Source organism: Candidatus Cloacimonas acidaminovorans str. Evry, assembly GCF_000146065.2.
Lineage (GTDB): Bacteria > Cloacimonadota > Cloacimonadia > Cloacimonadales > Cloacimonadaceae > Cloacimonas > Cloacimonas acidaminivorans.
This window is the reverse complement of record NC_020449.1, coordinates 1578491-1605337: the sequence shown is the minus strand read 5'-3', so window position 1 is coordinate 1605337 and position 26847 is coordinate 1578491. Positions and strand designations below refer to the sequence as shown.

General features: G+C 37.6%; 20 protein-coding genes and 1 pseudogene. 7 read left to right on the top strand and 14 right to left on the bottom strand.

Annotation, left to right across the window (positions count from 1 at the left end):
- Nucleotides 1-38 precede the first annotated feature (38 nt).
- The 6 genes from CLOAM_RS06475 to CLOAM_RS06450 form a co-directional block, all read right to left on the bottom strand.
- Entirely contained in the window at nt 39-4205 is a 4167-nt protein-coding gene (locus CLOAM_RS06475) for an endonuclease (protein WP_015425083.1), read from the bottom strand.
- 143 nt (nt 4206-4348) lie between these two features.
- Entirely contained in the window at nt 4349-5023 is a 675-nt protein-coding gene (gene tsaB, locus CLOAM_RS06470) for a tRNA (adenosine(37)-N6)-threonylcarbamoyltransferase complex dimerization subunit type 1 TsaB (RefSeq protein ID WP_044279021.1), read from the bottom strand.
- Nucleotides 5020-5472 carry a ferritin family protein gene (locus CLOAM_RS06465; protein ID WP_044279020.1) on the bottom strand — a complete coding sequence of 151 codons (453 nt, stop codon included), beginning with the start codon at nt 5470-5472 and terminating at the stop codon, nt 5020-5022. The genes tsaB and CLOAM_RS06465 overlap by 4 nt, the downstream gene beginning before the upstream one ends.
- A gap of 81 nt (nt 5473-5553) precedes the next feature.
- On the bottom strand, nt 5554-5694 hold the full coding sequence (locus CLOAM_RS06460) for a rubredoxin (RefSeq protein WP_015425080.1): 141 nt from the start codon (nt 5692-5694) through the stop codon (nt 5554-5556).
- Nucleotides 5695-5714: 20 nt separating this feature from the next.
- A complete protein-coding gene (gene rbr / locus CLOAM_RS06455; RefSeq protein ID WP_015425079.1) occupies nt 5715-6305 on the bottom strand; it encodes a rubrerythrin in 591 nt (196 codons plus the stop codon).
- A 20-nt stretch (nt 6306-6325) separates the two neighbouring features.
- Complete coding sequence (locus CLOAM_RS06450; RefSeq protein ID WP_015425078.1) at nt 6326-6703, bottom strand: desulfoferrodoxin; 378 nt, start codon at nt 6701-6703, stop codon at nt 6326-6328.
- Nucleotides 6704-6866: 163 nt separating this feature from the next.
- Between CLOAM_RS06450 and CLOAM_RS06445 the strand changes: the two genes are divergently transcribed.
- Nucleotides 6867-7595 (top strand): hypothetical protein, encoded by a 729-nt coding sequence (locus tag CLOAM_RS06445; protein ID WP_015425077.1) that lies wholly within the window; start codon nt 6867-6869, stop codon nt 7593-7595.
- 99 nt (nt 7596-7694) lie between these two features.
- Here the strand turns inward: CLOAM_RS06445 and polA are convergent, their stop codons facing one another.
- Both polA and CLOAM_RS09725 read right to left on the bottom strand, forming a co-directional pair.
- The gene (polA, locus tag CLOAM_RS06440) at nt 7695-10451 is read right to left on the bottom strand and encodes a DNA polymerase I (RefSeq protein ID WP_015425076.1); all 2757 of its coding nucleotides are present in this window, start codon (nt 10449-10451) and stop codon (nt 7695-7697) included.
- Between the two features lie 200 nt (nt 10452-10651).
- On the bottom strand, nt 10652-10987 hold the full coding sequence (locus tag CLOAM_RS09725; protein ID WP_157860019.1) for a hypothetical protein: 336 nt from the start codon (nt 10985-10987) through the stop codon (nt 10652-10654).
- 554 nt (nt 10988-11541) lie between these two features.
- Here CLOAM_RS09725 and CLOAM_RS06435 point away from each other — a divergent pair.
- Nucleotides 11542-13147 (top strand): annotated as a pseudogene (locus CLOAM_RS06435) (IS1182 family transposase).
- 1100 nt (nt 13148-14247) lie between these two features.
- Here the strand turns inward: CLOAM_RS06435 and CLOAM_RS06425 are convergent.
- Both CLOAM_RS06425 and CLOAM_RS09065 read right to left on the bottom strand, forming a co-directional pair.
- Nucleotides 14248-15336, bottom strand: a complete 1089-nt coding sequence (locus CLOAM_RS06425) for a hypothetical protein (protein ID WP_157860017.1) — start codon at nt 15334-15336, stop codon at nt 14248-14250.
- 272 nt (nt 15337-15608) lie between these two features.
- The gene (locus tag CLOAM_RS09065; RefSeq protein WP_015425071.1) at nt 15609-17516 is read right to left on the bottom strand and encodes a putative glycoside hydrolase; all 1908 of its coding nucleotides are present in this window, start codon (nt 17514-17516) and stop codon (nt 15609-15611) included.
- A 461-nt stretch (nt 17517-17977) separates the two neighbouring features.
- Between CLOAM_RS09065 and CLOAM_RS06415 the strand changes: the two genes are divergently transcribed.
- From CLOAM_RS06415 to CLOAM_RS06395, 5 genes are read left to right on the top strand one after another with little or no spacing between them, the layout of a single operon-like run.
- Nucleotides 17978-18451 carry a deoxycytidylate deaminase gene (locus CLOAM_RS06415; protein WP_015425070.1) on the top strand — a complete coding sequence of 158 codons (474 nt, stop codon included), beginning with the start codon at nt 17978-17980 and terminating at the stop codon, nt 18449-18451.
- Nucleotides 18451-18990 (top strand): ECF transporter S component, encoded by a 540-nt coding sequence (locus CLOAM_RS06410; protein WP_015425069.1) that lies wholly within the window; start codon nt 18451-18453, stop codon nt 18988-18990. The genes CLOAM_RS06415 and CLOAM_RS06410 overlap by 1 nt, the downstream gene beginning before the upstream one ends.
- A complete protein-coding gene (locus tag CLOAM_RS06405; RefSeq protein ID WP_015425068.1) occupies nt 18987-19913 on the top strand; it encodes a hypothetical protein in 927 nt (308 codons plus the stop codon). The genes CLOAM_RS06410 and CLOAM_RS06405 overlap by 4 nt, the downstream gene beginning before the upstream one ends.
- Complete coding sequence (locus CLOAM_RS06400) at nt 19913-21262, top strand: ATP-binding cassette domain-containing protein (protein WP_015425067.1); 1350 nt, start codon at nt 19913-19915, stop codon at nt 21260-21262. The genes CLOAM_RS06405 and CLOAM_RS06400 overlap by 1 nt, the downstream gene beginning before the upstream one ends.
- Nucleotides 21259-21984: an energy-coupling factor transporter transmembrane component T family protein gene (locus CLOAM_RS06395; RefSeq protein ID WP_015425066.1), complete on the top strand. Its 726-nt coding sequence runs from the start codon at nt 21259-21261 to the stop codon at nt 21982-21984. The genes CLOAM_RS06400 and CLOAM_RS06395 overlap by 4 nt, the downstream gene beginning before the upstream one ends.
- 412 nt (nt 21985-22396) lie before the next feature.
- Here CLOAM_RS06395 and CLOAM_RS06390 read toward each other — a convergent pair whose 3' ends face one another.
- Genes CLOAM_RS06390 through kamA form a run of 4 tightly spaced genes read right to left on the bottom strand, consistent with a single transcriptional unit; the run spans nt 22397 to nt 26840 of the window.
- Nucleotides 22397-23641 (bottom strand): M23 family metallopeptidase, encoded by a 1245-nt coding sequence (locus tag CLOAM_RS06390; RefSeq protein ID WP_015425065.1) that lies wholly within the window; start codon nt 23639-23641, stop codon nt 22397-22399.
- On the bottom strand, nt 23638-24582 hold the full coding sequence (locus CLOAM_RS06385) for a cation diffusion facilitator family transporter (RefSeq protein WP_015425064.1): 945 nt from the start codon (nt 24580-24582) through the stop codon (nt 23638-23640). The genes CLOAM_RS06390 and CLOAM_RS06385 overlap by 4 nt, the downstream gene beginning before the upstream one ends.
- 4 nt (nt 24583-24586) lie before the next feature.
- Nucleotides 24587-25582: a hypothetical protein gene (locus tag CLOAM_RS06380; RefSeq protein WP_015425063.1), complete on the bottom strand. Its 996-nt coding sequence runs from the start codon at nt 25580-25582 to the stop codon at nt 24587-24589.
- A 10-nt stretch (nt 25583-25592) separates the two neighbouring features.
- Entirely contained in the window at nt 25593-26840 is a 1248-nt protein-coding gene (gene kamA / locus CLOAM_RS06375) for a lysine 2,3-aminomutase (protein WP_015425062.1), read from the bottom strand.
- Nucleotides 26841-26847: the final 7 nt, after the last annotated feature.

Sequence of the window (26847 nt, the reverse complement as noted above, 5' to 3'; positions counted from 1 at the left end):
AACCTTCTCAACCCAAAAACCTTGTCAATTCCAGATCATTAAGGATTGCGGACAGCAGCAGACCTGTAAAATCTGCGTTCATCAGCAGGAATGGTATAACTCCAACGATTGGGAACAAGAGGATCAAAAATTCCGCTGGTGCTTATTTCCGTATAAACACCGTAGGGATCAGTGCTGGAAAAGACCTTGTAAAGATTGGCGCCGGAGACCTCTTGGATATTTAATATCAACTGCGAACCCTGAATCTGTATGGATAGAGGGCATTCTATATAAGCTATAATCGTTAAAGTGTTGGTAGTTAGATTGGAGCCATTATTTATTTCTAAAGCATTGATGGTAACGCTAAAATTAAGAATATTAGCGTCAAAATCGGTATTATCAAAGCTTAAAACTATTTGAGCGGCTGTAGCACTGAGATATTGCACGCTTAAAAGAGAAAGACCTGCAGGAGCATTATTTAGAGTAAAACTACTAATCAGCAAGGTGTTATCTCTCCAGGTGGTATTGGTTAAAGTCAATTGTAAAATAGCTCCATTCAGGTTTCCTTCCGTTAATGCGGTTCCGGAAGAAAGTTGTGCCGATGCAGGTAAGGTAAGAGTAACTTCCTGATAAGGTGAATACATACTGTAACCACTTGTAAAATAGGAACGCAAACGATAATAATAAGTATACCCATTAGATAAACCACTGATATTGCGGGAAAGAGTTAAACCAACATCCAGATTATCATAACCGGGAACAATATTCGTAAAATTGGCATCAGTAGCCAGCTGAAAATAATACTTTGTAGCAGAAATGGGAGCTGTCCAATTAGCAGTGAAACCTGTCTGAGTAATATTAGTCGGATTTAAAGGCATAGGAGCCCAAATTTGATAGGCATACATTGGCTCATCAATAAAGGGATTCCGATTTCCCTGAAGTTCCTGAATACGATTATTACGTTGCATTTCACGGGCATCCGGAGGATCAATAATATGCCATTGCAGTAAAGTAGAAAGCTTTCCATAATTAGGTCCGCTGGTATTTATATTATCTACAATTTCCAGATCAAAAGAAGTGTCGGTTCCTTCATAACGGATTGCCATATACATAATCATTCTGGCTACATCACCTTTATCCTCATCTCTCGGTTCCCAGGCATAAGTAGATGTATTACAGCCAGTATCTGAAGAGTAACCATTATAGGGTGAAGAATCAATATAAGGGTTCGGAGCATAATCAAAATCCTTATTACTTTTGGCAGAATTTACAGTAGAATCGCAGGGACGCAAATGATGTAAATCCGTTCCAGCAGGTGGTGTTTCCCCAAAATCACCATGACTTTTACTCCAGGTATGCTCTCTATTCCATTGTGAAGTTCCTCCTCCATAATAGGATTTGGGAACACTCCAACCGGTGTAGATTTCAATAATATTATCAGTATTATTAGGGTCTTCATCGGTGTAGGGCAATTTAATCCACAAAGCATCGTAAGAATAACGGGTGGTATGTGTAGTCCGAATTAAATTATGCAGATTTGTCTTCAAAGTGCTTCCATAACCTGTAATTCCGGCATAATAGCCACTGCTTTGGGTATTTGTTGTAGTTGCGGAAATAGGATTGTTTATTGCCTCCGAAGTATTATAACGAGTATAACTGCCACTGCCGTTGTATTCATAACTCCTGAACCAATATGTAGTTGCAGGAGTAAGACCGGATACATTACAGCCATTTAACGGAATTCCTTCCACAATTTGAGTTGCTCCATTGAAGATAACCTGTTCTCCGTTGCCACTGTAAACATTGTTGGCAGTAGGATTGCTACCGTCAACAGGAGGGGTAAATGAATTGATAGTGTTGATTTTAATTAATCTTCTTGCTCCATTTCCCGGAGTCCATTCCAAAGTTATATCCGTATTGCCAGGATAAGCAATTAAATTTGAAGCTTGCAATGTTGGCGGTTCTATTTCTTGAGGTGTGGTAGCGAAATTATGATAGCCAAGATTGTCTATTGTATCCACAGGGTATAAATCCCATTCGGTAACCAAAGTAGTAAAAGCGTAAGCACCTGTGCCTGTTGGATTTTGGGTTATGCCTTGAGCTACAGAGGACTTTCTTACCAAGGTGGAATTTAAGGTAGTATAATTGTTTTCACCTAACCAGGCAGTTCCAGGGTCGTTTCCGATTACACCGAAAATATCAACATAAGCTCCCGTGCTTATTTTTACTAACGCTAAGGCATCGTTACCGTTAAAATTAGCTACCATATTTGTCTGATCTGTAATGGCTAAGATATCTTCATTAGCGTTTGGATGGGAAATAACATATACATCATCGTTTTCCAGGGTTCCGCTTAATACTAAAGTATTGTTTGCAGTGCTTGAACCATTTGCATATAACTCTACTTTATAATCCGATAAGTCAATAGCCGCGCCAGTTCCATTAAATATTTCAATGGCTTTGTTATAGCTGGTCCCTTCAATGTATTCGGAAAAGAATAAATCAACAGCATAACCTGTTGCTCCGGTAACTATTCCTGCTACAGGAAGATAAACATCCGTAGCCCCCGAACTGGTATGAATAATGTTTCCGCCAAAAGTTCCGACAGCAGTTCCAGTCATCCTGACAAAAACATTTCCTTCATAAGTAGAAAGAACACTTGTGTAGGTAGCATAAGTTAAACCTCCATCTACAGAAATCTCAAAACCGTTGGGAGCAGAAATATTGATATTTTGGCTAAGGTCAATTCCGCTGATAAAATAACTTTGCGGTTCGGATGGTGTGCCTTGAGCTGTTTGAAAAGTAACTAAATTGGCTGTAACATTGATCAGGGGATTAACTGGAATATTAGTATTGATGTTTACATCGTCAATGCCAATTTGTCTTCTGGTTCCACTGGTTCCTGCACTCGTTGTAAACCATTGAATAATAATATTTTCTCCTACAGCTACATTTAAACCGGTTACAATTGCACTTTTTTGTTGATTAATTCCTTCCGCTGTAGAATATTCCAATTCAGGAATTTCGGTTCCGTTTACACTGACTACCCATTTGGGAGTTCCTGTCTGATCCGTTCTGGCAACTTTTCCCTGATAGGCAACATTAAGGTTATTGATAGTGGCTCCGGTTTGATTTTTTAAGGTAAGAGTGGCAGTTAAAGCATTATTGGGAGCCGAAGCCGTAAGCTGAATTCCCAAAACTCCGTTACCTCTTAATCCACCTGCAGAACCTGTTCCAAAATCTCCTCCGTAGGTATATTGGTCACTTAAAGTCCATCCAAAAGGCAAACTTTCCAGAGAAGTAAAGGAGGTGAAATCTTCCAAATAACCCTCTGCAGTGAGTAAAACAGAGGTGGAAGTTACAGACCCACTAACAGCCAAGAAAACTGAGGCACCACCTCCACTATGAGTGATGTTTTCATTTAGATAATTACCCTCACTTAGTCCTGCTTTCAGACGCACATATAAAGTTGCGGGGGAAAGAATGCCTCCACTATAAGGTAAAGAGAAACTATTAGAAAAAGTTACATTATCAGCAGAGACCTCAAAACTACTGGAACCGGTGATAGTTATATTACCGGATGAAGGACTTAAATAAGCACCGGATAAGGTATATGATTGTGAAGCAGAAGGTCCTTCTCCCAGGTCATAAGTAAATCCTATTAAAACAGTAGGATCAAGAATAAGAGTCGGTTCGGCAGCAGTATAATCTGTTAAGGTTATATCATCAATATTTAAGCGTTTATCCGTTGTTCCTGATTCCGTAGCTCGTTTGATCCTGATTCTAACATTACCGCTTACATTGACCTGTTCGGAAAATAAACTGGGTGTATCGCTGGCTGGAGCTGTAAAAGTTGAACCAATTTGAGTCCAGGAACTACCATTATCAATGCTGTATTCAACTTTCCAGTCAACTTGTGCTTCAGTTGAATAACGACGATAATAAAAAGAAAGAGTTCCTAAACCGTTAGTTTTATTTTCCAGCATTGTCATTGCTGAAGTACCACGACCCCGCAGTCGGGCAGAACGAGTTCCATTTTTCCAGTCGCTATCTAAAGTTCCAATTAATACCTCTGTCATATTCCAGGAAAGTCCGCTTAAAGTTACATTTCCTGAGGCATAAGAAGTTTTTGTTTCATTTGTCCCTTCAAAATTGACAAAGTAATCTCCATAGATAATAGAGATGCTAACGATTAGCATTAGTAAGCAGAGTATTGTTTTTCGCATTTTATATTCTCCTTTTTACACTGAAGACACCGAAAATATGTATTAGCAACATAGATTTAACGGATTAACACGGATTATTAAATTAATAATTATAAAATTCTTCTCTTCTTCTCTTTATCTCTTTGTTTTCCCTCTCACTTTTTTCAATTTTCCTTCTTCTTTTTAACCTGCGCTTGGGCTTCTCTCAAATACATTGGTTCCAAATTTTCAATGTCTTGGGGAACATATTTTTCCGGCAGCATTTCTGGCAAGAAAAAAAGTCCTGCCGCAGAAGGTATTTTCATAATAGGATTAAGATTATGGAAGTTATATCCGGCTTTTTGTAATAAGGGACTAAGCATTTCCGTAGCGCTTCCGCAAAGGATGAAATCGTCTAAATGCAATTGGCAAAGTTCTTCCGGTTTCATAATCGCAGGAGGGATAATTTCTTTAATTGCCTGATCGTAATAGGAAAAATACACTTCTTTCATTTTAGCATCTATCGCAGATAAAATGTTCTTACCTAAACGACTTGCGGGTAAAGCAGAAAGTTCCAAAGAAGAAAACGCATAAAGAGGAAGACCCAAAGCAAAAGCAATTCCTTTGACTGTTGCTAAGCCAATTCTTAGTCCTGTAAAAGAACCGGGACCAATGCATACATAGATTTCTTTCAGTTCCTTGCGCTCTACATTGCAGAATTGAAAAGCATAGTCAATTGCCGGCATCAAGGTTTCGCTATGGGTTATTTTAATGTCAAAATAGGCGGAGTAAATAACCCTCTTTTCGTCTGCCAGAGCTATGGAACCGAAATTTTGAGTAGTATCAAGAGCAAGTTTCAATTTCCTTTCCGCATCCATTCGTCATATAAATTTTCAAAGTACTTTTTATGTTGTGCTTCATCTGCGGCAAGGTGTCTGAAAAGGGTAGATATTTCAGGATCGGGAAATTTTACGCTCATTTCGGAATAAAGCAGAAAGGATGTTTCTTCGCGTTTCATACCTTTAATAAGGATATTTTGATAGCTTAGGTCTAAAGTTTCCGGATCAGCTGTAATGTATTCGCTTATTTTCAAATTGGGAGTTTTGTGAATATCTTCGTCTTTAACACCTGTCTGGCGTAGCTTTTCAATTATCGTTATGTGGTTTTGTTCCATTGCTTCCAGTTCTTTTAGCATTTCTTTCTGATCCTGGAATTGGGCTTGGTTTTGCAAATTCTGATAGAATTTAATTGCTTCCCGCTCACGCGCTATGGCAAAATCCAGAATTTCCTCAAAGTCCTTTCGTTGCATTTCTGTCCTCACAAATTTTCAGTTATTATAAAAACCACCGGGGAGATGTGATTCTCCCCGGTTAAACAGGAACGGATTTATTCAATCCAAGGGTTCAAACATATCTTTTCCGACGCCACATTCCGGGCAAACAAAATCATCGGGCAGGTCTTCAAAAGGAATGTCGTCGTTTTCGGCAGGATCGTAAATCCATCCACAAGCCATACATTGATATTTCTGCATTTTATTGTCTCCTTGAGAGTTTAGTAATTTTCTATAAAAAGTTCAAAATAACTTTGAGGGTGACTGCAGGAAGGACAACTTATAGGTGCTTCCGTTCCTTCATGGATGTAACCACAATTCAAGCATTTCCAGAAGACCTTTTCTTCACGAATAAACACTCTTTGATTTTTCACATTATCATAGAGCTTACGAAAACGCTTTTCATGCTCTCTTTCCACTTTAGCTATCATTCTCCAGGAATGGGCAATATCGCTAAAACCTTCTTCTTCAGCTACATCGGCAAAGATGGGATAAAGCTCTGTCCATTCTTCATTTTCTCCCTTAGCTGCATATTCCAGATTTTTAAGTGTGCTATCTGCAGACCAGCCAACGGGATAGGATGAAATAATATTGATCATTTCGCCTTCCAGACCCAATTTTTGCAGATGTTTGAAAAATATTTTGGCATGTTCTTTTTCATTTTCCGCGGTCTCTGTAAAGATATTGGAAATTTGTTCAAAGCCCTCATTCTTAGCTGTTTTAGCTGAATAAAGGTATCTCATTCTGGCTTGACTTTCTCCCGCAAAGGATTTCATCAGATTTTCGGCAGTTCTGGTTTCTTTGTTGGACATATTTTTTCTCCTTTAATTGTTTATGCTTTCCATAAACCGTGAACATTGCAATATTCACGCACGGCAATAACTTTGTCCATTTTCACGCAAAACTTTGCCTTAGGTTCATCTCCTGGCTTCAGTTCTTTGCGTAAAACCTTTTTTTCCATGAGCACTTCAATACAGGTAATATAGTGCTTTTCTTCCATCGGATGAGGGATGCTTCCAACGGAGACCTCAATTTTATCTCCCAAATCCGTTACAACGGGTATATGTTTTTCTACTGCGGCATCAACAGTATTTTCTTTAAGTAATTGCATTGGTTGACCACAGCAAACTAATTCGCCGCCGCCAACATAAATTACTTCAACAACATTTCCGCAAATCGGGCAATGCCACATTTGTCTTAAAGCTATCATCTTATTCCTCCTTAAGTTAATATACTTTTTCCTTTTATGATAGATTGATAGTTTTGTCAAGCAAGAATTTTTTACCGTTGAATAATCAAGAATTATCTTGCCAAAAAAAACGCTTTTGGTTTTTATGCTTTACAAAGCATTAAATTAGGAAAAAGGTTGGGGAATGAAACGCCTTGTAATACTGCTGTTAGCGCTTCTGCTTTTAGCTGGATGCGTTCAATACGATGAAGAACTATGGATTAACCGTAACGGTTCAGGACATGCAACTATTCGTGTAGTTCATCGTTCACCTTATGAAAATCCGGAAGAAATTATGCGTAAAGCAGCATTACCAGGTATCAATTTACAATCCTACGACATTCATAGAAAAGGTCCTGATGTTATTTACACTATCAATTTCAAGTTTAAAAGCATTGAGGCCTTCAATAATGTAAACGATCAATTAGGCGCTGCTGATTTTTGGGGGAAAATAACCTTAAATAAAGAGCCAGGCAGAAGAATTACTTTCAAACGCAGAATTGCACTTGGAAGCCAGGAACAGGGAGAGGAAGAAGAAGGTATTGAAGATATATTGGGAATGCTGCAACCCGAAAATCCTGTTTGGACATACAAAGTTCATCTTCCCTGGAAAATTATTTCTACCAATGCCCTACCGGAAAATGTGGACAGGGAAAACGGGACTGTTACCTGGAGTTTTGATACCCGTAAAATGTGGCATAAACAGGAATTAATGACTGTTGAATTGCGAAAGGATTTTCCTTGGTTTCTAACGGTTATTGGGGCTGTAATTGTTGTCTTGCTTATTTTCCTGATTCATTGGATGTTCCGCTTTCCGAAAAAATCACATTGGAGGGAACGAATAAAGCATAGCGAAAATGTAGAAAAGAGTTAAAAAAAGATTATCTCTCACAGATAACACAGATTGCACAGATTTAATATGTATGGGATGAAGAGGATTTATTAGCTTTTTTACCTTTACATTTTTCATTCTTTAGTGTGCTTCAAACCAATTTTTTCCTACTCCCACATCCGTTTTCAGATGGACTTTTTCCGCATATTTTGGGGGTAAAGCACTTTCCATACAGGTCTTAACGATATTTTTTGTCTCTTCTAATGCTTCTTGCTGAACCTCAAAAAGGAGTTCATCATGGACTTGGAGAATCATTTTGATGTCTTCGCGTTTATCTATCTGCTTATGAATGTTGAGCATAGCTATTTTAATCAGGTCAGCTGCAGTTCCTTGAATTGGCATATTAACCGCAATTCTTTCCGCTTCGCTTTTTAGTCCCTGATTTTTACTGTCTATATTAGGAAGGTATAATCGTCTGCCAAAAAGGGTTTCCGCATAATGTTGTTGACGAGCTTTATTTACACATTGGTTGATAAAATTGCGAATGGAAGGGAATTGAGCATAGTAACCGTCTATAATGTCTTTTGCTTCATTGAGAGAGATTCCCAGTTCACGGGAAAGTTTGCGTTGTCCCATTCCGTAGAGAATGCCAAAGTTAATGGTTTTTGCAGCTCTTCTTTGGTCGGGAGTAACCTTTTCAATGTCCACATTAAAAATTTTGGCAGCCATTCTTTTATGAATATCCAGGTCTTGTTTAAAGGCCTCAATTAAGACCTCATCTTCGCTCATCAGAGCCAGCAAACGCAATTCTATTTGTGAATAATCCGCATCCAGGATCAGGTGTTCTGCATCTTTGGCACAAAATGCTTTCCGGATTTCGCGTCCAATTTCTGTGCGCACGGGTATATTTTGTAGATTGGGGTTGGAAGAAGAAAGGCGACCTGTGGAAGTAACGGTTTGATTAAAAGAGGAATGTATTCTTCCGGTTTGGGGATTGATCATTTTAGGCAGAGCGCTTACATAAGTAGATTGCAGTTTTGAAAGCTGTCTGTATTGAATAATTATTCCGGCAATTTCATAGTCAATGGCAAGTTCTTCCAGCACACTGTTATCCGTAGAATAGCCGGTTTTGGTTTTTCTACCGTAGGGTAGTTTTTTTTCTTCAAAGAGCAGTTTTGCCAATTGCTGGGTAGAATTGATGTTAAATTCATATCCCGCAAAAGCATATATTTTATCTGTCAGGGTCTTCAGTTCCAGATTTATCTGATGGGAAATTTCGCTTAAAACAGAACAGTCAATTGCCACTCCGTTCATTTCCATCTGTTGTAAAACCTTGATAAGGGGTAGTTCAATCGTATCAAAAAGGTTTGCCATAACGCTAAAATCCACTTTTCTCCGGTAAACAGGATAGAGCTTATAAACAGCCCAGGCATCTTCTGCAGAGTATATACATGCTTTTTCCGGTTCTACCAGATCAAAAGTGCTCTGGTTTTTGCCTTTGCCAATTAAGTCACTGATAGGTATCATTTTATAATTCAATTCATTCAGAGCGCAGGTTTCCAGAGAGTAATTCAGCGTTCCAGGATCAAGAATATAAGCAGCCAGCATTGTATCAAACAGTGGATTATCAAGTTCTAATCCATTGCGGGCAAGAACTATTAAATCAAACTTGAGGTTATGTCCCAGTAAAAGTTTTCCTTTTAAAGCATCTTCCAAATGGCGAAGAACTTCCGGCAGCGGCAAATTTACTGCAAGTTGATGTCCCAATGGAAGATAGTATGCTTTCTTTTCATCCATGCAAAAAGATATTCCCACCAAATTTGCCCGCATAGGTTCGGGGGAATCCGTTTCCGTATCAAGAGAAATTTGTTTTGCCTCTTTCAGTTCTTTGAGCAGAGTAACAAAATTGAGAGTGTTAACCAAAACAGCTGAAAAAGGCATTTTTTCTTCTGTTTCTGCCGTTTCCTCTTGTGGCTTTTCCTTTTCCTTAAAAATATCGTCCTGATATTCGGTTTGTTGTTTTGTTGTATTAGTTTCCGGATATTTCAGCTCTATTTTCCGCTTAATGGAATTAATTTCATATTCCTCCAGCAAAGGAATCGCTTTTCTCAAATCCTTTGCCCAAAAAGTCAGGTGTTCTAAATCGGGTTTGGGAATCGGAACATCGGTGTCAATTTTTGCTAATTGCTTTGAGAGATAGGCATTTTCCTTATTTTCCCGAAGAACTTCCTGCAAGCGTGGTTTTAACTTATCCAAATTGGCATAGATATTATCCAGCGTTTGATATTCGGAAAGTAGCATTGCAGCAGTTTTAGGTCCGATGCTGCTCACACCAGGAATGTTGTCAGAAGGGTCTCCAACAAGCGCAAGATAATCAATAAACTGCTCCGGATAAACACCATATTTGGCATATACGGCATCCCGATCCAAAACAATATCTTTCATCGGATCAAGCATAACTGAACGCTCATCAACCAATTGACAGTAATCCTTGTCACTGGTTAAAAACACAATTTGAAACTGATCCTTATATAGCTTTGCCAAAGTACCCAGAATGTCATCCGCTTCATAACCATCAAGACCGATTTCCTTTAAGCCGATTAACTCAAAAAATCGTTTCACGGGTTCAATTTGAGCCGTAAGTTCATCTGGCATAGGAGGACGCTGAGCTTTGTATGCCTCATAAAGATTATGCCGAAAAGTAGGAGCTTTACGGTCAAAAGATATGGCTACATAAGCCGCTTGTGTATTTTCCAGGATGTGCAGAAACGAATTTATTACTCCAAAAATAGCACTGGTATGTATTCCCTTGCTGTTGATTAAGGGATTCTTAATGAAGGCAAAATGAGCCCTGTATAACAATGCCGTACCGTCAATTAAATATAATTTCTCAGCCATTTCCTAACCGTCCTTTGGCTTGATTTTCTTGCTTGGTAATACAATAGGGAAAGTGATTTTTTGGCAAGGGAATTCTGCAAAGCGAGATAAAGAATTAGAATGAAAAAAGTTGAGAGGGTTGAAAAGGTTGAGATGGTTTAGAGAGTTTAGAGGGTTGAGAAGGTTGAGATGGCTTAGAGAGTTTAGAAGGTTGAGAAGGTTTATAAGGTTGAGATTTCATAAAAGCCCGTCAGGGCGACACAATGATAGCGATGGAAGCGTAAGCCCCTCGTCAAAATGAAAGCCCCAATTTCTATTCTTTTTTCCTTTCCTTTTTCCCAAAAGCCCGTCAGGGCGATAAAATGATAGCGATGGAGGCGTAAGCCCCTCGTTAAAATAAAAGCCCGAATTTCTATTCTTTTTACCTTTCCCTTTTCCCAAAAGCCCGTAAGGGCGACACAATGATAGCGATGGAGGCGTAAGCCCCTCGTTAAATTTACGATTTTCAGCTGAGAAAGTTTTGACTCACAATTTTCACCTGCCTTCCAGAAAGCCACAATCTACGAACTATCGCACTTCCAACCGCATTTTAACTGGTTTCCAAACTGAAAAATTGTGAGTTAAAACAGAAAGCAAGCACACTTACAACCGAGCTATAACAATCTCACAAATTATACGGTAATGAAAGAATCTATATTTACACGATAAAAGGAAAAGCAAGAATACCCTTTTTAAAATTATATCATTTACGAATGAACAATTATATTCTTTACAATGTATTATACTGTGATACCAATAAAAACAACCTGATCATCCTGTATCTGCTTTTGAATTTTATTTATAAGAATAATAGAGTTAAATCCGTTCCTGGATGTTAAATAATTATATTTTGCCTATCCAAATAGCTACCCTATCTATTATATTGTATTTCTTATCTTGGTAAAATATTCTTATTTTCCCTATTATTTTCAGGGTTAAAACCCTTCTATAAAATCTGTCGGGGCTGTCCCGAAACTAAAATAAGATAAAAATCAATAAAAAGATATAAGATTTTACTTGACAATATTGAATGCTCTTGGAATATGGTCTCATAAACATCAGGAGTTCAGAAATGAGTTACAGAGAATATAATCAAGAGCAAACAGACATCTTCGGTTTGGACATCAATGCCAGAATTCCGGAGCATCATTTAGTGCGTTTTGTTAATGACCTGATTGAGAATATGGATTTAACCAAGCTTCATGCTCAATACAGTCCCGAAGGCAGTCCGGCATATAATCCCAAGATGATGTTAAAGATCATTGTTTATGCTTATATGAATGGTATCTACACTTGTCGTAAGATTGCCAAAGCAGTAAGGGAGAATATCAATTTTATTTGGTTAACAGGGGATCAGCAACCGGACTTCAGAACGATCAATACTTTTGCCTGGACAAGATGTAAGGATGTATTGGCAGAGGTTTTTTGTAAGGTCGTTTTAATGGCAGAGGAAAAAGGTTATCTGGAATTGGATTCTTGTTTTATCGATGGCACGACCTTGAGAGCTAATGCTGGTAAGAATTCCTATATCTGGAAAAAGTCGGCTCTCAGATATCAGGAGCAGGTTAAGACAAGAGTGGATAATTTGTTTTGCCGGATCAAAAAATTGAATGAAGAGGAACAGCTTCAATATGGAGATCAAGATTTAAGAGAAGTTGGTACTCAGTTAGAATTTTTAAATGAACTCAATGTAGAAGAGGCTGAGCCGGAAGAGATTGCTCAAGCAGTGGAAAAGGCACAATCAGAACTGCAGAAAGCTGTTGATACTTTGAAAACACACCTTCCTTCTAACGCTCCTGCTATAAAAAATATCAACCATTTACTGTCAGAGCTTAATAAGATACAAAAACTGGATGTGCCCAAACTAGAGAAATACGATCAACAAATTGAGATTATTGGTAAAGATAGAAACAGTGCCTCCAAAACGGATAATGATGCCACTTTTATCCGGATGAAAGACAGTTTATTAGCTCCGGGATATGTATCCTCAATCAGTACTTCTAACCAATTTGTCACTGCCGTGCATCTCTATAATGTACCCCGGGAGGCAGTAGAATACACTACACTAATGGATATTCATTATACCAGTTTGGGTACTTATCCCAAACAGGTAATAGGAGATGCCGCTTATGGCATTTCAGTAAATTTGGATTATACCCATAAGAAGAAGATTGTCAGTTACTTAAAGCCCCCGGATTACAAACGGGATTACTGGGATAGTTTATTACCCGGTTTCGTCTATGAGGAAACAAAGGATCAATGGGTTTGTCCTAATGGGTAAGACATTGACTTTAGATAATGAGGAAGTGGTTAGGGCTAATGGACCGGAGAGAACCGTAAAGAGTTATAGATGTGAAGATTGCCAAGATTGTCCCTTTGTGCAGAAATGCATTCCCTATAAGAATAAGAGCGGTAAAAACTTGGTCTATGATCCTTATTTGAGTCCTCTGAGGCAAGAAACGGTTCATAACCTTCAATCGAAAGAAGGAAAGAAACTGATGAAAAAACGATGTATTGAACCGGAAGCGGTGTTTGCCTCTATTAAGTGGAATAGTAAATTTAGTCGCTTTACAGTCAGATCCTTAAGTAAATGTAAAAACCAGTTGCTGCTGGTCTTGCTTGGACATAACATCCAGAAATTCTATAATGCCTCAATGGCTACAATGACAGGAACATAAAGGAGGAAATTAGGCTAGAAACTTGCTAAAAAGCGGATTATGAATCGAGTTGGGAGGAAACTATATATCTCCTCCATAAATTTTTGGGAAATACTACTCTTTAGTCTCCGTTTTTCATGAAATCTCCGATTCAAAACCCGGCAAAAATATCTTTATCCCCTTCCTATGGAAAGAATTTTTTAGTTGTGAGACAGCTCCTTTTTTCCTTTCGTAGCGACATTTTTTCGCCGGGTTAAAACCCGTCGTTAGTATCTGTCGTTCCTACGGAACTTTTTCTAAAAATAAGAGATAAGTGGTTTCCTTTACTCTTTTCGCCGGGTTAAAACCCGTCGTTAATACCTGTCGTTCCTACGGAACTTTTATTATAATATAATATAAACCCACATTCTACTGCATTATTTGGGTTTTAACTTACGATTTTCAGCAGAGAAAGTTTTGACTCACAATTTTCAACTGCTTTCCCAATTATAAACAATCCTCTTGCTTTTTCACTTCCAACCGCGCTTTAGCTGGTTTCCCAATTAAAAAATTGTGAGTTAAAATAGAAACTACCAACACAAAATTTCACTTTTCCCCGGAATTTTCCTAACTCCTACTAAATAAATATAATTCCGTTTTCTTCCTTAATAGCATTGCTTACCCATTGCTTACCCATTGCTAATCCCATCCGTAATGGGTAAGCAATGCTTTAGTAATTCAAGTTGGAAAAAGCTGAGATATCCTGAAAACAGTGGACTTTATTTAACCCCAAAAATGTAGTTTTTAACAAATGGATTGGCAACTTCTACTTTGCCAAGGAGTTCGCCGAAATTTGAAAAATAAATGCATTCGGTTTATTGCAAATTAGAATACCGCAACTAAAATATAAAAATTGTCTTTTCTTCTCCAGGTTAAAACCCTTCTATAAAATCTGTCGTTCCTACGGAACTCATTCTCCCAAAAGGAAATAAGCTATTTTCTATGCTCTTTTCGCCGGGTTAAAACCCGTCGTTAATGTCTGTCGTTCCTACGGAACTATTTTCCATATATGAACTTCTGCTTTTATAGAAATTCCGATTAACTTGTAAATCTGAAAACGCTATTTTATATATAAGTTTCCATTATCCTTTTTCAAAAAAATCAAAGAATACTGTTAATTTATTTACCCAGAGATTATATTTCTGATAGTATGAATTATATTCTTCATCAGTGACGATATTGCATTTGGAAACCACATAAAAGGATGGAGTTCCTTTTAATTTGACTACTATATTCACTGGATTTTGATCATTACCAAGATAATATTTCCCAATTAAATAGACGGTTCTCCAATTATTCATATCAAGTGGATTATCCCATTTTTTTATTTTTGAACCTGGAATGGCAAATTCAGCTGTTTGTAACAGATCAATATAAGCCATAAATGCTTGAGGATTTTTAGAATAATTTTGTTTGAATTTATGAGGTTTGTATTCATAATCATCTAACCAGTAATCTTCAAAACAAATTAAATTAGGTAAAGCAGGACAACGCAAGTATGTTTGATAAACTTTTACAGAAAGGAAGTTTTTAACCTGTGTCTCTTTAATTTTAGGGACCCGAGGATAAATATTTTCATCTTTGGGTAAACTGGAAAAAGCAATTTGTAGCATTGGAGTAATATAATCAAGGACATTAAATTTATATGCTTTTTGAATTGCATCATTCTTCCAGATTAGTTTTCCGGATGCTGTATAAATCTCGCAAGCAAAGCTATATGTATAAGTATCATATTGATTGGTGGAAACTTCACTTTTAGAGACCTGTACAGTTTCGGAAATAAGGTTTGCCAAAGTTATACCATAACCACTTTTAACGGTCATCCCCGATCCGGAATAATGAGAATTTTGAACCATTGATGTAGTAATAGTTTCCAGCTGTTTTTCAACGGAAAATAAAACTTTCATCTTGTATTGATAATTGCTGTTTGAAATATAAAAACCTCTTCTTTCAAGAAGTGATTTGGCTTTTTGCGCTATTTCCTCTTCCAATAATTCTTGGGAACCAATTAAGGGTGTGGATAAAATAGTTGTTTCAATGGCAATTGTAGAGCCCTGAATTATTTCCTCATCTGATAAAGTTTTGTTCCAAGGATGGGGTACTACTTTGGGAACTGTGGAACAGCCCATAATGAGTAAAAGGTATAGCATAACATAAAGATAGCGTTTCATTTTTATAATCTCCTCACTCCATTTTTTTCTTTGAATCTTTTTCTCTAATGGTGATACTGAAAAGATATCAATTTTATGAATAATTATTTCATCTTGAAAATGCTTTAATTTGTCAAGAGAATTACGGCTGAATCTTTGGAGGTAGTTTTGACTCACAATTTTCAACTGCTTTCCCAATTATAAACAATTTTCTTGCTTTTTCACTTCCAACCGCGCTATAAATGGTTTCCCAATTAAAAAATTGTGAGTTAAAACAGAAATAGCACCATTGTTCAGGGTATAGCGATCACTTTGTAAAATTTACGATTACTAAGCACATCAAGAAAGTTAGTATTTGTAATAGTAGCAATGTTTTCAAAGCCGGTATAAGGATCATCAGAACGCAATATTCTATAAGAAGTTGCACCAGATACAGGTTGCCAGTTTAAAAGGATACCCTCTGGTGTTTTGTTAATTGTTACTATTGGACTTTCCAAAGGTTGGGGAGGTGTAGAAAGTAGAATAACTCCATCATAAGCTGGAAGATTTACAGATGTACAGGGCAAACCATTATTAATTTGGGGTGCCTGAGAACCTTCAAAATGATAATAAGTTCTTGTAAGATTTATAGTTTTAGAAGTGGATGTAGGATTACAGAGGACAATTCCATTCTCAAATTCGCGTTTTAAAATACGATTTATATTTATATGTTTGATACTAACATCATCAATGCAAACAGTTCCATTTTCTTGTCCCATAAAAAATATGAATCTTATTTGATTTGGCGTTAAGTTAGCAGTATTCATTGATGTTACGATGAAGGTATAATTTTGCCATTCTGTAGTAAGTTCTACAGTTATTGCACTTGTAAGCCAGTTATAATTGCCAAAGTTCTCACTAACTGTAACTTGAATAATCCTATTATGATCGGCACGAGCTCTAAATTCTATTAAATAGGGCTCATATTTAAGAAAATAGAGAGAGCTATTATTATCTTGTTTTAATGCATAATGCCAATTTACTCCATCCGTATTATTGATATGGCATTCAGCATAAGTATTACCTCCTTCATTTCCTAATAGGAAACTATTTGAAGGATTAAGAGGATAGTGAACTTCTGTTTGCCAATAGTTCAAATTAGCAAAACTTCCATTGTATAAAGGATTTTCACCTAATATTTGTCCACTTTCTAAAGGTTGTCCCAGATCAACATTATATTCATCATACCACCAGGTATCAGAATGATCATCGGGTCCTTTATCAATACCAAAATAGGCAGAACCCATCAAAGTGGCAGTTAGAATAAGGCGCATATGTTGATAATTATAAGGATTATCATTAGGTTGTCTGGCAATAACAAGATTGCATACAGGATATTGATTGAATGTATCTAAAAATTGTTGATAATAGAAAAACTGTGCCCAAGATAAATTAAAACCGAAATTTGAATTACCTCCTTCAAGTTCTTCAAACATCATTCCATTCAAATTATCCCATAGATAGTAATTCCCATTTCCCACTATTAGCTTATTTGGATTATACTGCCTTAGTTGTGTCAAAAAGTTTTCTATACCCAATTTCCATTGTGCATCCAACCATTGCGGATCATCTATTATGCTATCATTGTTACAATCTATTGACGAATTGATCCAAGAGACCGACGCAAATAAACAATCAGCAAAAAAACCATCCCAAAGTGAATTACTTAATATTTCATTGGTAATAAAACTGGAAAAATAACTCGTCCACTTTTTTCCATTTACTTCAGGACAACAAGGAGTACAATTTAACATCCATGTTCCTTGCCAAAACGAAACATTCTGACTATTAGCAGTTTTCAACCACCAAGATGCTTGAATTTCGTTTTGAAGTTGATGGCGTAAAGGATGTGTTCCTGGATAACAATAATTAGTAGTTATTTCCTCAACTGTCATATAAGCCAAAATCTTTATATTGGGATTAATACTCCTAATTTCACTTAATGCTTGAGGATTAACTTCGCCCATTTCCATATCCAATACCAGAAAATCATATTGAGCAAGAGCGGGTACAAGGATAGAATTTTGGCTCTGAGAAAAATTATCTAAATAATAATTAAAAGTTCGGGGATACGATATCCCTTCTAATGGTTTAATTATACAAAGGTTAAAAAATATCATTAAGAAAAAACAAAAAAGTAACTTAAAACCTTTCTTTTGCATTTATTCCTCCTTTCAGTAGAATATACAATTTTGTAGAAAAAATTAGCTTATTACTGAGCTTCTCCTTTATTAACATTCTACTGTCCTAGTAAAAAACTCAATTCATTCTATAATTACCTATACCCAAATTAGCGTTTTATGTCAATATATTTTTGATTCTTTTCCTATTTATCTTTATGTTTTGCTTTTTGTTTTGACTCACAATTTTCAACTGCTTTCCCAATTATAAACCATCCTCTTGCTTTTTAACTTCCAAACGTGCTATAAATGGTTTCCCAATTAAAAAATTGTGAGTTAAAACAGAATAATCGTTATATCTTTCACTTTACGAGGGGCTGATGCACCCATCGCTATAATTGTTTTGTCCTTCGTTTTTTTCGGGGTGAGTTACAGTAAAGCTATTGACAGAAAGCAGGGTGGTTAAAAAATTGCTAAATGTTAATATAAAGAGGAAAAAAAGAGTGGAAAGACCTTCCTGGCAACAGTATTTTATGGAAATGGCATATCTTGCTTCCAAGCGTAGCACTTGTTTACGCAGAAAAGTTGGAGCTGTTCTCATTCGTGACAATCAAATTATAGCTACTGGCTATAACGGCAGTCCTAAAGGAGTTCCCCATTGTGAAGATATTGGTTGTTTAAGAGAACAGCAAAAAGTTCCTTCGGGCAAAAATCAAGAACTTTGCCGAGGAGTTCATGCCGAACAAAATGCTATAATTCAGGCAGCTATCAATGGTTCTTCTACTCGGGGTGCCATTCTTTACTGTACCAATCAGCCCTGCAGTATCTGTGCCCGTTTAATTATTAATGCCGAAATTAAGACCGTTTATATAGCTGAACCCTATCCTGATGAATTAGGGGAAGAGCTTTTTAGAGAAGCAGGTGTTGAACTTATCCAGTTTGATTTGCAGAGTAATACCTTAAAGAAACTAATCTGATGAGTATTTTCCGGCGTTTTACGGTAAAGGACTTAATTATAATCACTTCCATAGCCGCTTTGGGAATTGCCATAAAACCGATTATCAATCCTGTAACCAAGTTAATTTCCACTCCTTTGGGAATACCTGGCGGTTCAATTACCGGTGGACTTTATATGTTATGGTTAGTTTTAGCGGTTGTAATAGTAGATAAACCCTTCACCGGAACGCTTTATGGTCTTTTACAGTCAATTTTGGTATTACTTATTGGAATGGCAGGGAAAATGGGTGCTTTTTCTTTAGTGGCATATACTGCACCGGGAATTGTTGCAGACCTGTTATTTTGGCTTCTGCCCTATAAGGATAAGCTGATAACTCATTTGTTTCTATGCGGTTGTGCCAATTTAACCGGCTCTCTTATTTCTTCCGCTATTTTTTTTCAGATGCCTACTGTGATGATAGTTTTCAATACTTGTATGGCTTTTAGTTCCGGTATTTTAGGCGGCTATCTTGGTTTTGGCATTTATCAATCGCTGAAAGCAGCAAGGATTATTCAATGAAGAAATATTTGTGTTTTTTACTCTTATCGGGAGTTATGATTACTCTATCGTCTTTGGAAGTAATAGATACAAAAGGCATTAGCCATTTTTATAACAATGCTGAACTTTATAAAAAGGAAATGCAGGAAATAAAAACCTCTCGCGAAAAAGATGGAACTGTGCGTCTTAACACCTGGCAGGGTTTTCGCTTTGATATTTGGCTAAAAGAGCAAAACTTAGGTGACTTTGCTACCATCCGTTTTGAATCCTCAGACCGCTATCAAGTGACCCTGGAAAAAAGCGAATTTGATTCTTTGGAAAGTTACCTAATTACGGGTCAGGATGGAATTCCTTTTGAGGAAAATATGCTGCGCCTGATTTTTCCTGCCTTAAGAGAAATGCAATGGATAAAGGGTTTGGAGCGTGTTGTGCTGGAGGATTTTCAACCGCTGATGCGTCCCCGGCGTTTTTATTGGCTGCAGGAAACCCTGAAAAAATATCCTTTACAGCAAGACCCCGAGCCCTTTGTAAAAACACAGGGTTGGTATCTCAGGGATATTTTGATGGATTTATCGGAAGCGGAAGAAAAACAGGTAATTTTATACAGTAGAGATGGCTTAAAACAGCATTTGACCTATCCTTTACATTTGTCAGGGGCAATTCTGGAAAAAACAGCTGAACAGCATTACAACTTAAAAAGTCCGCAAATTCCAGGTGGAATGTGGATGAAAGATGTTATTTATCTGCAATGCGATAATAACGCTCTAATTAGTGAGGACTCTATCAATCAGCTGATTCGTCTGGCAAAAATATTGCATTGGGAAACCACACCGGAAATGCAATTCAGGATTGTTTTTGAAGATAGGGAAGAGGTGATGAATTTTACAGATGCCTTGGCTGAACCTCAGGTCTTTAGGGGAGCGCTTTACTTAGAGCTTTTCTGATGCTTTTTTTACAGGATTTCGGCATTTCCTTTGCAGAACAGAAATTATGGGAAGGTATCAATCTAAAAATTCCTGAGGGCTCTATATTTCATTTAAAAGGACCTAATGCCAGCGGGAAAAGTTCCTTGTTGAATGCCATTAGCGGAATAATTCCGGAATATGTGAAAGCCAAAACCACCGGTAACATTCTTTTGGGGCAAACGGATTTACAAGCAATTCCCTTAAAAGAAAAATTTCATTATCTATGGCATCAGTTAAGCGATGCGGAAGCACAGCTGTTTTTTCCCGATTGCTTATCCGAACTTGCTTTTGCTTTGGAACATCTTGCCTTGCCTCCAGAAAATATCATTGCTAAAATAAACCTGGCAATAGCGCAATTTGGGCTGGAAAAGATGTTACAACGAGACCCTTCAACTCTTAGCGGAGGCGAGAAAAAACTTTTGCTTTGTGCTGTTGCGGAAACAATTGATCCTCCTTTACTGCTTTTGGATGAACCCTTAAACGGATTGGATAAACTGGCAAGCGATTTGGTCTTAAAGTGGCTGAAAAACAAGAAAGAGCAAGGTAAAATAATAGTAGTAGCTGATCACAATCCGTTAATAGAAACAGTAGCTGATTTTTCCTATACTTTACCGGAAAATCCGCAACCGCTGACTATAGACAATTCATTATTTACCGAGGCAGTTCTGAATTTGCAGGATAAGCGGGATTGTGCTATAAAACCTTTTCCTGAAATTCTTTACAATATTGAAGAGCTCAGTTTTGCTTATCCGAATGCGGAACTTTTGTTTAAAGACCTCTCTCTCAAGATAAACAGCACGGAAAATATTCTACTGAAAGGAAAAAATGGAGCCGGGAAAAGCACTTTCCTGAAATTGCTGACTGGATTGCTAAAGCCCAATAAGGGGAAAATATACTTGCAGGGAAAGCATCTGCAGGGTTTAGACCCCAAAAACTTTGCTCACTTTTATTATCAAAGCCAGATTACCAAGGAAAACCTTTTAGGGATAAGCGTTAAACAAAACTGGCTATTCTGGCAATTGGCAATTCCGGAACTAAAGGATTTACCTATAAAAGAAGACCCTTTGTTTACAGAGCTTTCTGCCGGACAGCAGAAAATGGTTTCGCAACAAATTTTACCCTATATGTTATCTAAATTCTGGATATTGGATGAGCCCTTTGCTTCTTTAGATGAAAATGCCGGCAAGCAACTGTTGAATTTACTGCAATATAAAAGCCGAAACTATCCGGGAATGCTGATTGTTTCACATTCTCTGGAAGCACATAGGGAACTTTTTGATATAGTGCTTTCTTTCCAAAATCAAACTCTGCAGGAAGAAAAGGGATGAAAAAAAGTTCTTTGCATCCTCTAACTCATATCTTGATGGCTTTGTTGCTTTCCACTTTTGTTTTTATTGCTAAAAAGCCGGTTTCTTTGCTATGCCTTACTATTTTAGCTTTGCTTTATGCTGTATGGAGGATGGAAAACGGCTGGCAAAAAGTATTCAAGACACTTTGGCATACTTTGCCCTTTTTATTGGTTTTAGCTTTCTTTCAAATTGTTTTCCGACGCACAGGAACATTGCTTTGGTCTTATGGAATACTAAAAATCAGCGAGGAGGGAGTTCTTATTTCTCTACAGCTAACTTTGCGTTTATTAACCGTTATTTATTGTGCCAAGGCATTAGCAGTAATGGATTATACCGAATTTTCCAAAGCATTTTCGGCTATTCGTTTACCCGAAGAGCTATCCTTTATGCTTTCTTATGCTATTCATTTGGTACCGAAGTTCTTAGGGCAGTTAAAAGGATTTGTTACCGGGCTTAAATTGCGCGGAATTGATGCTGCTGGTTTATCTTTTTCCAAACGCTTACGGGTTTATAAACAATTGTCCATTACGGCTTTGGCAGAACTAATCCGAAGCAGTGAAACAGCAGCTATTGCTTTGGAATTAAGAGGTTTTAGAAGTGAAGGAAAACGAAGTAAACTGCATCGGCAGAAGTTTAGCTACAGGGATTTATTATGTTTGCTATTCTTTTCGGTTTTGGTTATAATAGTTACAAGGATTTGATATAGCACGCAGATTTTATTTTTTTTCACAAAGAGGAAAAGAGGAAAAGAGAAGAAGAGGGAATTTTTTTACAAAGAGGAAAAGAGAGAAAGAGGGGATTTTTTTCACAAAGAGGAAAAGAGGAAGAGGGATTTTTTTTCACAAAGAGGAAAAGAGAAGAAGAGGGGATTTTTTTTCACAAAGAGAAAAAGAGAGAAAGAGGGAATTTTTATTCACTGAGAACATAGAAAACACTGAGAACAACTCTTTCTCTCCTTGTTCAAATTATCTTTTTTTCTCTTTATCTCTTTATCTCTTTGTTAATATTATCTTTTTTCCTCTTTATCTCTTTATCTCTTTGTTCAAATTATCTCTTTATCTCTTTATCTCTTTGTTAAAATTATCTTTTTTCCTCTTTATCTCTTTGTTCTATCTATTTTTTTACACTGGCGATCACAGGTTTGGGATGCATCAAATTTTCCATATCCTGCAGAATTATTTGTTGCTGGCTTTTGAACCTTGCCATCTGCGTTTCATTCAGCTTTTCCGTTCCTACCATTTTCAGGTTTGTAGGATTGATATACTTTTTACCTTTGATTAAACCAAAATGCAGATGGGCACCTGTGGAACGTCCTGTAGAGCCAACGCGTCCTATTATTTGTCCTTTTTTAAGGGTCTGTCCTTTGCGGACACTCATTGAAGAAAGATGTGCATATTGAGTTGTAAGTCCACTGGGATGTTTTATCCGAATTTCATTTCCCCAGCCACCGCTATAACCTGCATCCGTAACTTTTCCATTGGCTACGGCATAAACAGGAGTTCCATAATGCGCACGATAATCAACTCCCTGATGATTAGCCCAGTTTCCATAAAAAGGATCAAGGCGTCTGCCAAAAGGAGAAACAAGATGAATTACAGATAAAGGAAAACCTACTCCGTTGCTGTGGCAGCTTTTTCCTTCTTTAGTATAAAGACCGTTTAGCACTGAATTTTCTTCCTCATCTTCATAACGGAAAAGTTCACAAGTGCCGGTTCGTTCACCGCTATATTGAACATAGAATATTTTTCTGCCGGGCAGGGTTTTCCCTTCAAAAATGCGTTCTTCTACAAAGATGCGGAAAAAATCACCGTTTCGTGCATCGCGGGCAAAATTTATTTCTGCTTCCAAGCCGTTATTTATTGCCTGTTTATCCTGAGGAGCAAAACCCATAGCTAATAGAGAAGCATCCAAGGTCTCTTCTAAGTTTCCTTCCATGATGCGTTTAACTCTTTTAACGGGTAATGCCTCCAGAGAATAGACAAGAGAATCAGCACTAACCGTAAAATGATGACGGGTAGTTGGTTCCTGCACAAACACCATTTTAGCAATGTGTTGTTTATCTTCCGAAAGCAATATTTTCAGCGTATCTCCAGGTTGAATAGTGGAAACATCAATATAGTCACCGAATTTAAAAGCCAGCAAGCCAACTTCTTTCAAGGGTAAATTCAAATTTGCCAGCACGGAAAAAATACTTCCTCCGTCAGGAATGGTTTGTATTATCCAGGGTTCTGAGGGTTTTTGTAAATCGGGTTTAATTTCTGCAGGATGTTTAGGATTGATACCCATTAAACTGATAAGACAAAAAGTGGCAAGAAGCAGAAAAATAAAGGAAAGAAGAATGTCTTTTCCCCAATTCATAAACTAACTCCAATGTTTGTTTTAGAACCCGGGTCGGGGTCTGCAGAAGAGTGTTTTTCAAAGTAAGGATGGAAGTGAATATGCACTTGTCTTAAGCCGGTGCTGAATTTATCCAGCAGGCGTTTTTCTACGGAATCGGAAATAATATTGCCTTTATCAACGCTGATATCTCCATCCACTGTAATAGTCATATTCACTGTAAAATAGGGACCGAAACGATGAATACCCAGGTCTTCAATACTACGAACTCCTTCTACAGCCATTGCTTCGGTTTTCAGTTCACGCACAAAATCCTCGTCAGGAAGATAATCCATCAGTTCTCTTGAGGATTCCATTATTATTTCTACTCCGGTTTTTATGATATAAATAGCAACTATAGCTCCGGCAGCCGGGTCCATCCAATAATAGCCAAGACGACCCAAAAGGACACCAACTACAACAGCTACGGCAGCCATAATATCATTCAGATGGTCATTAGCTAATGCCTTGAGAGTAGGATTTTTGGTTTTGGGTATGTTTTTGCGGGTGTAAGTATAGAGGAAAATTTTCAAGCCAAAGGTAAAAAGCGCTATAACTAAAGTCCAAATAGAAAGGGGTTGTCCAATTTCCGTTTTGGAAAGCAAATCATAGACCTTATTTACCGATTCCCAAAAAATGGCTATTCCGGTAGTAAGAATAAACGCCCCAACTACAATTGCAGAAATAGATTCCAGTTGTCTGTGGCCATAAGGATGTTCTACATCGGCAGGTTTTTGGGCTTGTTTCATAAAGATTTTAACGGCAATGTAATAGACAACATCGGAAGTGGAATTTATGCCATCGGCTAAAAGAGCAGCACTATGACCTAAAATGCCTACGCAGGTCTTGACAATAGATAATAAAATATTGGAAAACAGACCTAAATTTACAGTTACTCGGGTTAAATTATCGCGGTCCGTCACTATTTTATATCTCCATCACATCCAACAGAGGATATTCTTTAAAAGTTCTACGTAAGTTCTGATGAAATTCATCGGCATCAATATCGCTGTTACCAATTCCCTTAGGATTAAGCGCTATTGCCTTCAGCTTGAAAGGAATTAAGGCCAGGGGTTTATGATTTTTTAAAAAGACATCAAGTTCATTACTACTAAGTTTGATACATTCCGGGTGACGAAAAATAAGTTGAATTCCGCTTAGGTGTTTTCCTAAACGATTATTCACACTGCTTGTATAGGCACCGGGAAGATAGAGATGGCTTGGTTTTTCCAGTTTACTTAAAATTTCCAGCAGCTTGGTTTCGTTGGCAATTAAAGATACCAAACCCGTTTGTTTCCATCTTCCTTTGTTTTTTATCAATATCTTATTTTGTTCGGCAAGTTTTTGTAAGGTGGGGCTTAGGTATGTTCCAATCTGAGATAAAGTTATCAGTCGTTTTAGTTCTTCAATTATTGCTTGCTGATTACCAAAACTGGCTCCGGCAGTTAAAATTATAGCATCAACGGCATTGCTTAAAACAATGGATTTACGGTCCAGAGAGCCATCTATCAGAACTTTTTCAGCTCCCATTTTTTGCAGTAATTCAGCGCAGGCAATTTGTCCGCTAACGCTTGCGGGACCGGTTATTTCCGTTTCCAGATATTTTTCGCTTTTTACTATCCAGAGTTCTCTGCTTCCGCTTTGGAAAGAGGTTTTAGTCAGAATGCTTATTCCCGAGCCGTGTTGTAACAGGGTTTTAGCATCGGTACAAAAAAAACAGCCCTTAGGAATTTTCACTTTGGGCTTGGGAATTTTAAACAAAGTATCTTCCGTTTCACCATCGCGTCCTGTACTCAAAATACCCCACGGAAAAGGATATTTTGCCAGAATATAGTTCAGGACAGTTGTCTTACCTGCATTTTTACAGATTCCCACAATCGCTATATTTTTGTAACGCCTGCCGGAAATCCAGGAGAATTCCAAAAAGTCCCCTTTAATGTTTTCTACGACGATTACGCTTCGTTTCTGCGGGACCTATGGCTACTTTTTTACCCCGCATTAAAGCCATTATACCTTCTGTGGATTTATATTCATCCGCACAAAGTTCACGGTATTTGCTTTTGTCCTGTTCCACAAATTCCGGTTCTGTGTATGCCGTAATAAAACCTTCATAGTTTCGTAAAATAACTCTTCCCGGCATTTGGGAAATAACATAATTGGGCATCACAGGAATTTTTCCTCCACCACCTGGAGCATCTACCACATAAGTTGGAACACATAATCCGGAGGTATGACCTCTCAAACTTTCCATAATTTCAATTCCTTTGGCAATAGGGGTGCGGAAATGGCTGATACCTTCGGATAAATCACATTGATATATATAGTAAGGGCGAACTCTATTTTTCACCAGTTTATGCACCAGGGCTTTCATTACATCTACATTGTCGTTTACACCTTTCAGTAACACGGATTGATTGCCCATTGGAATTCCTGTTTCAGCAATTTTGGCAAGCGCTTTACAGGAGTCCTCACAAAGTTCATTGGGATGATTATAATGCGTGTTCAGCCAAACAAACTTATATTTCTGCAAAATATTCAAAAGCGAATCCGTAAAGCGTTGTGGCAAAACAACCGGAGTTCTGGTGCCCAAACGCACAATTTCTATATGTTCAATCTTACTTAATCTGTTTAAAATATCATCCAAACGCTCGTCACTTAAAGTGAGAGGATCGCCTCCGCTTAAGATAACATCGCGCACTTCTTTGTGTTCTTTTATATATTCCAGTGCCTTTTCCACATTTTCTTTGGGCATAGGAGCATCGTGTTCACCGGCTTTTCTCCGGCGTGTACAATGCCTGCAATACATTGCACATTGGTCAGTTAGAAGAAGCAAAACCCGATCAGGATAGCGATGTGTCATTCCAGGAACAGGAGCATCGGCATCTTCACTTAAAGGATCTGCCATATCGGATGGCGAAATATGGCTTTCCGCAATGCGCGGAATTGCCTGTAAACGAATCGGATCATAAGGATTGCTGTGATCAATCAAAGAAAGATAATGAGGAGTGATAGCCATCCGGAAAGAAAATGCCTTGTCCTTAAAAACCGCTTCTTCTTCGGGTTGCAGTTCAATGTATTTAGATAGTTGAGCGTGAGTTGTGATGCGATTTTTAATTTGCCAATGCCAGTCATTCCATTGTTCAGGAGTGGCAATGCTTTTAATGTCAATTAGTTTGCTCATTTTGTCC